We start from the raw sequence: 9,866 nt of genomic DNA on the forward strand, positions 1-9,866 counted from the left end.
GCGGCGCCGTGGGCGGCGAAGACGGCTTCGGGTGTGCCGTCCGCGCGGACCCCGCCGCCGGGTTCCAGGACCACCACCCGGTCGACCAGCGGCAGCGCCTCGGCGACCCGGTGCTCGACCAGGATCAGTGTGGTGTCGGAGTCCAGCGCGCCGGCCACCGCCTGCCGGATCAGCTCGGCCCCGGCCGGGTCGAGGTTGGCTGTCGGCTCGTCGAGCAGCAGCAGGCCGGGGCGGAGGGCGAGCGCGCCGGCCAGGGCGAGGCGTTGCTGCTCGCCGCCGGAGAGCGCGGCCGTGTTGCGGTCCCGGGGGTACGGGAAGCCGACGCGGTGCAGTGCCTCGTCCACCCGGGGCCAGATCTCGTCGGTCGGCACTCCCCGGTTCTCCAGCCCGAAGGCGACGTCGTCGCCGCAGCGTGCCATCACCAGTTGGGTTTCCGGGTCCTGGAAGACGATGCCGACGCGCTCGCGTCCCTTGCGGGGGTCGAGCCCGTCGATCTCGACGATGCCCTCCTGCTCACCGGAGTCCTCGGGGAGCAGCCCGGCCAGCGCGCTGAGCAGCGTGCTCTTGCCGGCCCCCGAGGGGCCGAGCAGCAGAACCCGTTCCCCGACCTCGACCCGCAGGTCGACCCCCCGCAGGGCCCAGGCCCGTCGCCCGGCGTGCCGCCAGCCGAACCCCCGCAGAACGACAGCGCCCACCGGACCCCCTCTCGCACTGTTTCTCGTTGTTGATCAAGAGGTTTGCGTCAGGATTTCGCCTCCCGTTGACGCAAACCTCTTGATCAACGCAGCTGGTGGGGGTCAGACCAGGGCGCGGTCCCGGCCTGCCGGGAACCGGTCCAGGACGCCGGTGTTGGCCAGTGCCTTGGTCAGCAGCCAGCCACCGGCGCCGGCGATCACCGTGGCGCTGACGATGGTGATCAGCGCGTACGGGATGCGGTAGTCGGTCAGCTCGTAGTCGACGTTCCAGATGAAAAAGTCGAACAGCGCGGCGCTGAGACCGGTCAGCGCGCCGGCCAGTACCGCGGTCGGCAGCCGGAACGACCGGTACCGGAAGGCGGCGAACGCCAGCTCCGCGCCGATGCCCTGCACGATGCCCTGCGGGATCACCGTGCCGGCCCACTGGCTGCCCAGCAGCGCGGAGAGGACCGCGGCGACCGTCTCGCAGTAGAGCGCGGCACCGGGCTTGCGGATGACCAGACCGCCGATCACGGCCGGCATCAGCCAGACGCCGTAGAGCAGCGCCTGCGCCGGCGGGAAGAAGGCGAACGCGCCCTCGGTGGCGCTCCAGACCAGGCCCCACGCCCAGAAGATGACGCCGAAGGCGACAGCGATCACCGAGGCGACCACGATGTCGATGGTGCGCCAACGGTGGGTGTCGGTGGTGGATGTCATGTGGTGCTCCCAGTTCGTGAGTGCGAACCAGGAGAAGACGCACGCCGCGTCCGGTGGCACCGGACTGCGGCGCGGCTGGAGGTCGACCGAACTCCCTGCGCTGGCATTACCCAGATCAGGTTCGAGGGTCTGCGGGCGTGCCCGCACTCTCAGCGCTGTGCGCTCCCCTGTCGGATATGAAGTTGTCTCGCTGACGCTAACACCGACCGGGGGCGCGAGCCCAGCAGGGCACCCGCCTGACCTGCGGGAGCGACCCGCCGACTGCCGGATGGGTACGCTTCCGATCATGCGGATCGACGCGCGAGGTCTCACGTTCGAGGTAACCGCCGGTGGTCCGCCGGACGGCGTACCGGTTCTGCTGCTGCACGGTTTCCCCCAGCACAGCGGTGAGTGGGACGACGTCGTGCCGGCACTGCACGCTGCCGGGCTGCGCACGTACGCGCTGGACCAGCGGGGTTACTCGCCGGGCGCGCGGCCCACGGAGGTGGCCGACTACCGGATCCCCGAGCTGGTCGCCGACGTGGTGGCGGTGCTCGACGCCCTCGGCCTGGACGCCGTCCACCTGGTCGGGCACGACTGGGGCGCGGTGGTCGCCTGGGCGGTCGCGGCCCGGCACGCCGAGCGGGTCCGCACCCTGACCGCGGTGTCCGTGCCACATCCGGCGGCCATGGCCCACGCCCTGACCAACGACAGCCAGCAGAAGGCCCGGTCGTCGTACATCGCGCTGTTCCGTAAGCCGGACAAAGCGGAGAAGGTGCTGTTGGCGTGGCACGCCACCGCGTTGCGCAAGCTGCTCAGCGGGGTCGGCGACCGTACCCGGGTGGACCGCTACGCCGACCCGATGCGCGAGCCGGGGGCGCTCACCGCAGCGCTGAACTGGTACCGGGCGATGTCCCGCGCCGACCTGGCCGCGGTCGGCCCGGTCGCGGTGCCCACCACGTACGTGTGGAGTGACCGGGACGTCGCCATCGGCCGGCTCGCCGCCGAGGCGTGCGCGGCGAACGTGACCGGCGACTACCGCTTCGTGCAGTTGGCCGGTGTCAGTCACTGGATCCCGGACGCGGCGCCGGGCCCACTCGCCGAGGCGATCCTGGCCCGGGCCGGCGGTACGGCGTGAGTGGCGGTAGGTCGTGCCGCCGGCGCTCGACCTGGTGGTGACCGGCCGCACCCCTTGTCGACGTGCTCGGCGGGGGCACGGTTGACTGGTTGGCCCGCAATCGGACGACGGAGGACGCATGACGGTGAGTGCCGAGGACTACCTGGCCGTGGTGACCGAGACGATCGGCCGGGTGGCCGCCAGTCAGCGGGAGGCGGTGGGCCGGGCCGCGGACCTGATCGCCGATGCGGTACGCGCCGACGGTGTGGTGCACGCGTTCGGCACGGGGCACTCGGAGGCCCTCGCCATGGAGATCGCGGGTCGGGCGGGTGGTCTGGTGCCGACCAACCGGATCGCGCTGCGCGACCTGGTGCTGCTCGGCGGTGAACCCGCCGACCGGCTCGGACCGATGCTGGAACGGGACCCGAGCGTGGCGCACCGCCTCTACGAGTTGGCCCCGGTGCGGCCCACCGACGTGTTCGTGCTCGCCTCGAACTCCGGTGTCAACGGGGCGATGGTGGAGTTCGCCAGCCTGGTCAAGGAACGTGGCCACGGGCTGGTGGCGATCACCTCGGCGCAGCACTCCGGCCGGATGACCTCCCGGCACCCATCCGGACGCAAGCTGAGCGACCTCGCCGACGTGGTGCTCGACAACGGAGCTCCGTACGGTGACGCGACCCTGCCCCTTCCCGGCGGTGGCGCGGTCGGCGCGGTCTCCTCGATCACCGCCGCCCTGCTTGCCCAGCAGGTCACCGTGGAGGTGGTGGCGCGGTTGCTGGCGGCGGGGGAGCGGCCCCCGGTCTACCTGTCGGCGAACATCCCGGACGGCGACGCGCACAACACCGAGCTGGAAGCCCGGTACGCGGGTCGGATCCGGCGGGGGTCCTGACACAGTCCTGGCGGCCGACTTGCGTCGCCGAGATGAACGGCAGATGTCGTGAACCTGTTTCGCGCTCGGCCGGGTGGGGCATTGGCGTTGCTGCCGGCGGCCGGGACCGCCGGCAGTAGCGTCTCACCGGAGGTAGCGCGTGTCCAAGGAGACCGAGAAGCAGCGCTGGCAGCGCAACTTCGCCGACCTGCTCCAGGAGTTGCGGGTCGCGCAGACCGGCGTGCAGATCCTCTTCGCCTTCCTGCTCACCCTGCCGTTCAGTAACGGGTTCACCCGGACCAGCGAGTTCCAGCGGGACGTCTACATCGTCGCGCTGCTCGCAGCGGCCGCCGCCACCGCGCTGATCATCTCGCCGGTGGCGTTCCACCGGGCGTTGTTCCGCCAGGGGCGCAAGCCGGAGCTGGTGCGGTTCGCGCACCGCATGGCTACCGGTGGCCTCGCCTTCATGCTGATCGCCATGGTCAGCGCGGTGCTGCTGATCACCGACTTCGTGCTGGACCGGCCGATCGCCTTCCTGCTCAGTGCCCTGACCGGATTCTGGTTCCTCGTGTTCTGGGTGATCCTGCCGTTCGTCCGCCGCAACTGGGGTGAGGACGACATCGACGATGATGACGACGATCCGGACACCACCATCGGTCGCTGAGCGCGCCGATCTACACGCGCCGCTACCCCTGGGTAACAACCGGGGGTAGCGTGGCGGTAGCCGCATCGAACTTCGAGGGGGCAGCCGTGACCACGACGCAGAACGGCCGACCGGACGATCCCGACTCCGCAACCACCGTCGGTGCCGCCGCGCCACTGCCGGCAGAGGCCGGGCAGGTCTCCGAGAAGGAAGCCCGGCAGGTCGCCGAGGCCGCCCGCGAGTCCACCTGGGACCGACCCAGCTTCGGCAAGGAACTGTTCCTCGGTCGGTTCCGGCTCGACCTGATCGACCCGTGGCCCCGGTCCGACCCGGGCGACGTGGCGCGCGCCGAGGACTTCCTCGACCGGTTCCGCACCTTCCTGACCACCGAGGTGGACGGCGCGGCCATCGAACGCGACGGCTCCATTCCGGACTCGGTGTTCCACGGCCTGGCCGACCTCGGCGCGTTCGGCATGAAGATCGACCGGAAGTACGGCGGGCTCGGCCTCAGCAACCTGCACTACTGCCGGGCGCTGATGCTCGCCGGTTCAGTCAGCCCGGCCATCGGCGCGCTGCTCTCGGCGCACCAGTCGATCGGTGTGCCGCAGCCGCTCAAGATGTTCGGCACCGCCGAGCAGAAGCAGAGCTTCCTGCCCCGCCTTGCCGCCGGCGAGGTGTCCGCCTTCCTGCTCACCGAGCCCGACGTCGGCTCCGACCCGGCCCGGCTGGCCACCACCGCCGAGCCGACCGAGGACGGCACCGGCTACCGGCTCAACGGCGTGAAGCTGTGGGCCACCAACGGCATCGTGGCCACCCTGCTGGTGGTGATGGCCCGGGTGCCGGCCAGCGAGGGGCGTCGAGGCGGGATCACCGCCTTCGTTGTGGAAGGCGACAGCGACGGCATCACCGTCGAGCGGCGCAACGAGTTCATCGGCCTGCGCGGCCTGGAAAACAGCCTCACCCGGTTCCACGACGTGTTCGTACCCGCCGAGAACGTCATCGGCGGCGAGGGTAAGGGGCTGAAGATCGCCCTGACCACGCTGAACACCGGCCGGCTCTCCCTACCGGCGATGTGCGTGGGCGCCGGCAAGTGGGCGCTGAACGTGGCCCGGGGCTGGTCCGCCGACCGGGTCCAGTGGGGTCGGCCGGTGGGCGAGCACGAGGCGGTCGCGCAGAAGCTCTCCTTCATCGCCGCCACCACGTACGGCATGGAGACCATGCTCGACCTCTGCTGCCTGCTCGCCGACGACGACCGCAACGACATCCGGATCGAGGCGGCGCTGGTCAAGCTGTACGCCAGCGAGATGGCCTGGACAATCGCCGACGAGCTGATCCAGATCCGGGGCGGGCGCGGCTACGAGACGGCCGACTCGCTGGCCGCCCGGGGCGAACGCCCGGCCGCCGTCGAACAGATGATGCGCGACCTGCGGATCAACCGGATCTTCGAGGGCTCCACCGAGATCATGCACCTGCTGATCGCCCGTGAGGCGGTCGACGCGCACCTGTCGGTGGCCGGCGACATCATCGACCCGGACGCGGGGTTGGGCCGCAAAGCCAGAGCCGGCGCCCGCGCCGGTGCCTTCTACGCGAAGTGGCTGCCCACGCTCGCCGTCGGCCGGGGGCAGAGCCCTTCGGCGTACGCCGAGTTCGGGCCGCTCGCCGCACACCTGCGCCAGGTGGAGCGGTCGTCGCGCAAGCTGGCCCGGTCGACGTTCTACGCGATGTCGCGCTGGCAGGGGAAGATGGAGCGCAAGCAGGCGTTCCTCGGCCGTGTGGTGGACATCGGCGCCGAGCTGTTCGCGATGTCCGCGGTCTGTGTCCGGGCCTCCGCCGAACGGGACACCCGGCCGGAGAACGTCGAGCTGGCCGACCTGTTCTGCCGGCAGGCGCGGGTGCGGGTGGACGCCCTGTTCGCCGCACTGTGGGACAACACCGACTCGGTCGACACCGCCGCCGCGAAGCGGATCCTCGCCGGCCGGTACGCGGGCCTGGAGGAGGGTGTGATCACCCCGTCCGACGAGCTGCCCTGGGTGGCCCGCTGGACTCCCGGCCCGTCCACCGCCGAGGACGTCCGCCGCCGAATCCCACCGAAGCCGTAACTCCGCCCCGAGCACGCCCGTCTCGTGCGCGCTCCGACCTCCACGAGCCGACTGACGAACGCAGGAGCGCGTTCTGCCCTGGTCGTCTGGCTTGATCGACTGCATATCGGCGAAGTGGTGGAATCCCGCCGCCCCGATACGCCTACATCGCCGACCTGGAGTGGATCACCCAGCGTGCGCTGAAGAGGGCTGCGCGGCAGCGGCGGTCAGCGGGAGACCGCCCAGGCCAGCACGCCTGCCAGGATCAGACCGTTGAGCCCGGCCAGCGCCAGGTACGCCGCAGGCGGGATCTTCTTGCCCCGCCGGAGGAAGGCAACCAGGACGGCGGCGTAGCCGAGCAGCAGGACGGCGATGACGACGAGGAAGTAGAACACCCGAAGACCTTAGCGGCCTCGGTCGCGCTGGCCTGAGTCGGCGCAGCGCACACGCCCTGCGAGCCCACCGCGCTTTCCCTTGATCAGGTGATGAAAAGTAGGTCAGAGACAGCGCGGAGACCTACTTTTCATCACCTGATCAAGGTGGGGTGGGGTGGTGACCCATGGCGGACGGGTCTTAGCGGCCCCGGCTGCGGAGACCGAGTTGGCGCAGCTCCAACGCGGCCAGCGCGTCGACTGTGGCGTCGTCGCCGCGCCGCCACGCCTCGGCCACGTCGGGCGCGATCCTGGTCAGCCGGCCCAGTGGTTGGGTGGCCAGTGCGCGCAGGGCGAGCAGGTCCCGGCCGGCCGGCCCGGCGGCCAGTTTCGCGGCCGACCCGGCCCGGCGCATCCAGCGCACCCGCAACGGCAGCCATCCGAAGAGCACCAGGCCGAGCGGGAAGATCAGCACAGCGATGGTGAGGGCGAGCGCGAGCTGGTCGACCAGGTGTTGCTGGTCCCGTCCGGCGTCGGCGAGCCCTCGGGCGGCGTCGGCGGCCTGCCGGAAGGGCGCGGTCAGCTCGTCACCTACCAACGGGACCCGGCGGACCTTGCTGCCGGCGTCGGCGAGGTTGTCGGCGAGGCCACTGCCGGCGCCCTCCAGCTTCTGCCCCGGTACGGCGAGCTTCTGCACCAGGTCGTGCAGCCACAGTGCGCCCCGGATCGCCGCGTACACCCAGGCGACGACGAGCAGGTCGGTGAGCAACTGACGGGCGGCGGTCGGAAACCGATCGGCATAGATTTTCACGCCGGACAGCGTGCCACGAACGTCGACGCCCCGGCACCCGTCGATTGGCGCCCGGATGACACCGCCGGACCACGCCACGGCGACCGACGCGGCGGTGGCCGTGGCGCACGAGCCGTGCGTCAGGCGAGCCGCAGGTCCACGAACGCGATGGTGTCGCCGGGCAGGACGTACCGGTCGATCTCGACGAAGCCCTGGTGGCGGGCGAAGCGGAGGCCGTCGTCGTTGGACGCCAGGACGACGGTGTGGACGACCTGCGCGCCCAGCTCCCGGGCCTTGGCCAGCCCGCGCTGGTAGATCTGCGCCCCGAAGCCCTGGCGACGCTTCTCGGGCAGCACTCGCGCGATCACGGTGGCCGGCTCGGACGTCGGGGGTCGCACCGTCGAGCAGCCCACCGGCACCCCGTCGACGTACGCGACCTCCAGGATGTTCCGCTGCGCGCGGACGGCGATCTCGTCGGCCGACAGCGGATCGGTGGGGATGATCAGATTGTGGATGTGTTGCCAGTCGAGCGCTGCCGCTTCGCTGCCCACCGCCTGGACCCGCACGAATCGAAGATCTGTCACGCGGACAGGTTAGTCAGCGGACGCAGGTCGGGCAGGTGCCGAAGATCTCCAGGGTGTGACTGACGTCGGCGTAGCCGTGCTGCGCGGCGACCCGGTCGGCCCAGCTCTCCACCGCCGGGCCGGCCACCTCGACGGTGCGCCCGCAGGCCCGGCAGACGAGGTGGTGGTGGTGCCCCTCGCTGCACCGGCGGTAGAGGTGCTCGCCGCCGGGTGGGCGCATCACGTCGATCTCGCCGGCGTCGGCGAGCCCTTGCAGGGTGCGGTAGACGGTGGTCAGGCCGACCCGTTCACCGCGCTGCCGCAGCATGGCGTGCAGGTCCTGGGCGCTGTGGAAGCCCTCCATCTCGCCCAGCAGCGCGCTCACCGCCGAGCGCTGCCGCGTGTTGCGCACCGCGGCGCTGCTCTCGCTCATGATCCCTCCCCGGCGTGGCTGACCGCGTCCGCCACGATGTGCGCGACGTGCTCGTCCACGAGGCTGTAGGCGATCTCTCGACCACGGCGGGAACCGCGGACCACTCCCGCGCCGCGCAGCACCCGTAGGTGCTGGGAGACCAGCGGCTGCGCGGCGCCGAGCTTCTCCACCAGCTCGTGCACGCATCGTTCACCACCGGCCAGCTCGCTGACGATGGCCAGCCGGATCGGCGCGGACAGGGCGCGGAGCAGCTCGCTGGCCCCGTCGAACCCGTCGTAACCCGTCGCGCTGGTCATCTTGCAACGGTAACCAATACCACCGACGTCCCGCTGATCAGGCTCAGCTCAGCACGACCTCGTGCGGTTCCGGTGCTGGTGCGGCGGCCGGCGTCGCCCGGCGCCGCAGCGTCCGCCAGACGCCGCCGGCCACGGCCACGACCAGGAAGGACGCGATCGCCACCAGCACCACCGAGGCGCCCGGAGCGGTGTCCGCCGTCGCCGCCACCCAGACGCCGGAGCCGGCGGCGAAGAGCCCGAGCGCCATCGCGGCGGCCATCGTGCTGCGGAATCCCCGGGTGACCTGCTGGGCGGTGGCGACCGGCACCACCATCAGCGCGCTGATCAGGAGCACCCCGACGGCCCGCATCGCGATGGTCACGGTGACCGCGGTGGCGACCGCGATCAGCAGGTTCAGCGTGCGTACCGGGAGGCCGGAGACCCGGGCGTACTCCTCGTCGTGGCTGACCGCGAAGAGCGCCGGCCGCAGCGCGATCATGGTGACCAGGATCGCGGCGCCGAGGACCCCGATGGTGACCAGGTCGCCGGGCGAGATGGTGGTCAGCGACCCGAACAGGTAGGCGTTGAGGTTCGCGCTGGTCGCGTCCGAGAGGCCGACCAGCAGGACGCCGCCCGCGATGCCGCCGTAGAAGAGCAGGGCCAGGGCAAGGTCACCGGAGGTACGCCCACGGGCGCGCACCAGCTCGATGGCGACCGCGCCGATGGTGGCGGCGATCACCGCGACCAGGACCGGTGAGCGGTTGAGCAGGAGGCCGGCCCCGACGCCGGTCAACGCCACGTGCCCGACACCGTCACCGATCAACGCCAGCCGGCGCTGCACCAGGTAGATGCCGAGCGCCGGGGCGGCCAGGCCGATCACCAGAGCGCCGATCAGGGCGCGCTGCATGTAGGGGTACTGGAAGAGTTCCATGGGGTCAGTTGCTCCACAGCCCGGCGGGCTCGTCGTAGCAGTGCGGGTGCACGTGGTCGTGGTCGGGCGCCGCGTGGTGCCCGGCCGGGTCCGGCACCGCGCCGTCGTGGGCGATGCGACCCTCGTGAACGACGACCGCCCGGCTGATCACCGGTCGCAGCGGGCCCAGCTCGTGCGCTACCAGCAGCACCGTCCCGCCGTCGCCCACGAAGTCGCGCAGCGCGCCGGCGAACGCCTCCTGGCTGGCCGCGTCCACCCCGGCGGTGGGCTCGTCGAGGACCAGCAGCTCCGGTTTGCCGGCCAGGGCACGGGCGATCAGGGTGCGCTGCTGCTGCCCGCCGGAGAGCGTGGCGACCGGGTCACCGGCCCGGTCGGCGAGCCCGACCGCGAGCAGCGCGGCGTCGACGGCGGCGCGGTCGGCGCGGCC

At 71.6% G+C, this 9,866-nt stretch carries 13 protein-coding genes and 1 riboswitch; of the genes, 4 read left to right on the forward strand and 9 right to left on the reverse strand.

Going from position 1 to position 9,866, the window contains the following annotated elements:
* Both ACWCO3_RS25305 and ACWCO3_RS25310 read right to left on the reverse strand, forming a co-directional pair.
* The coding region (locus ACWCO3_RS25305; protein WP_450012372.1) for an energy-coupling factor ABC transporter ATP-binding protein at positions 1-695 on the reverse strand (695 nt) is incomplete at its 3' end.
* Between the two features lie 102 nt (positions 696-797).
* On the reverse strand, positions 798-1,391 hold the full coding sequence (locus tag ACWCO3_RS25310; protein WP_357843698.1) for an ECF transporter S component: 594 nt from the start codon (positions 1,389-1,391) through the stop codon (positions 798-800).
* 74 nt (positions 1,392-1,465) lie between these two features.
* Positions 1,466-1,570, reverse strand: a riboswitch (TPP riboswitch).
* 107 nt (positions 1,571-1,677) lie between these two features.
* On the opposite strand from ACWCO3_RS25310, the gene ACWCO3_RS25315 reads away from it, so the two are divergent.
* The 4 genes from ACWCO3_RS25315 to ACWCO3_RS25330 all read left to right on the forward strand — a co-directional run bounded on the left by ACWCO3_RS25315 (position 1,678) and on the right by ACWCO3_RS25330 (position 6,097).
* Complete coding sequence (locus ACWCO3_RS25315) at positions 1,678-2,508, forward strand: alpha/beta fold hydrolase (RefSeq protein ID WP_358167261.1); 831 nt, start codon at positions 1,678-1,680, stop codon at positions 2,506-2,508.
* A 118-nt stretch (positions 2,509-2,626) separates the two neighbouring features.
* Positions 2,627-3,376 carry an SIS domain-containing protein gene (locus ACWCO3_RS25320; protein ID WP_358167264.1) on the forward strand — a complete coding sequence of 250 codons (750 nt, stop codon included), beginning with the start codon at positions 2,627-2,629 and terminating at the stop codon, positions 3,374-3,376.
* Positions 3,377-3,515: 139 nt separating this feature from the next.
* On the forward strand, positions 3,516-4,019 hold the full coding sequence (locus ACWCO3_RS25325) for a DUF6328 family protein (RefSeq protein ID WP_145779431.1): 504 nt from the start codon (positions 3,516-3,518) through the stop codon (positions 4,017-4,019).
* 86 nt (positions 4,020-4,105) lie between these two features.
* Positions 4,106-6,097, forward strand: a complete 1,992-nt coding sequence (locus ACWCO3_RS25330) for an acyl-CoA dehydrogenase family protein (RefSeq protein WP_450012376.1) — start codon at positions 4,106-4,108, stop codon at positions 6,095-6,097.
* Between the two features lie 206 nt (positions 6,098-6,303).
* Here ACWCO3_RS25330 and ACWCO3_RS25335 read toward each other — a convergent pair whose 3' ends face one another.
* The 7 genes from ACWCO3_RS25335 to ACWCO3_RS25365 form a co-directional block, all read right to left on the reverse strand.
* Positions 6,304-6,471, reverse strand: coding sequence for a hypothetical protein (locus tag ACWCO3_RS25335; RefSeq protein ID WP_167393621.1), 168 nt, complete (start codon positions 6,469-6,471; stop codon positions 6,304-6,306).
* 178 nt (positions 6,472-6,649) lie between these two features.
* Entirely contained in the window at positions 6,650-7,258 is a 609-nt protein-coding gene (locus ACWCO3_RS25340) for a hypothetical protein (RefSeq protein WP_357936183.1), read from the reverse strand.
* A gap of 119 nt (positions 7,259-7,377) precedes the next feature.
* Entirely contained in the window at positions 7,378-7,821 is a 444-nt protein-coding gene (locus tag ACWCO3_RS25345; protein ID WP_145779434.1) for a GNAT family N-acetyltransferase, read from the reverse strand.
* Positions 7,822-7,834: 13 nt separating this feature from the next.
* Positions 7,835-8,233, reverse strand: a complete 399-nt coding sequence (locus ACWCO3_RS25350; RefSeq protein ID WP_088988099.1) for a Fur family transcriptional regulator — start codon at positions 8,231-8,233, stop codon at positions 7,835-7,837.
* Positions 8,230-8,529, reverse strand: a complete 300-nt coding sequence (locus tag ACWCO3_RS25355; protein WP_030338189.1) for an ArsR/SmtB family transcription factor — start codon at positions 8,527-8,529, stop codon at positions 8,230-8,232. The genes ACWCO3_RS25350 and ACWCO3_RS25355 overlap by 4 nt, the downstream gene beginning before the upstream one ends.
* Before the next feature lie 43 nt (positions 8,530-8,572).
* Positions 8,573-9,439, reverse strand: coding sequence for a metal ABC transporter permease (locus ACWCO3_RS25360; protein ID WP_145779435.1), 867 nt, complete (start codon positions 9,437-9,439; stop codon positions 8,573-8,575).
* 4 nt (positions 9,440-9,443) lie between these two features.
* Positions 9,444-9,866: ATP-binding cassette domain-containing protein (locus tag ACWCO3_RS25365; RefSeq protein ID WP_450012379.1), on the reverse strand; the 423-nt coding region annotated here is incomplete at its 5' end.

The sequence above is a fragment of the Micromonospora sp. NPDC002411 genome (genome assembly GCF_053592955.1).

What these genes read in the sequence shown, in the direction of transcription:
- ACWCO3_RS25310 (WP_357843698.1), bottom strand. Translation starts at nt 1,391, where the DNA reads ATGACATCCACCACCGACACCCACCGTTGGCGCACCATCGACATCGTG.
- ACWCO3_RS25315 (WP_358167261.1), top strand. Translation starts at nt 1,678, where the DNA reads ATGCGGATCGACGCGCGAGGTCTCACGTTCGAGGTAACCGCCGGTGGT.
- ACWCO3_RS25320 (WP_358167264.1), top strand. Translation starts at nt 2,627, where the DNA reads ATGACGGTGAGTGCCGAGGACTACCTGGCCGTGGTGACCGAGACGATC.
- ACWCO3_RS25350 (WP_088988099.1), bottom strand. Translation starts at nt 8,233, where the DNA reads ATGAGCGAGAGCAGCGCCGCGGTGCGCAACACGCGGCAGCGCTCGGCG.
- ACWCO3_RS25355 (WP_030338189.1), bottom strand. Translation starts at nt 8,529, where the DNA reads ATGACCAGCGCGACGGGTTACGACGGGTTCGACGGGGCCAGCGAGCTG.
- ACWCO3_RS25360 (WP_145779435.1), bottom strand. Translation starts at nt 9,439, where the DNA reads ATGGAACTCTTCCAGTACCCCTACATGCAGCGCGCCCTGATCGGCGCT.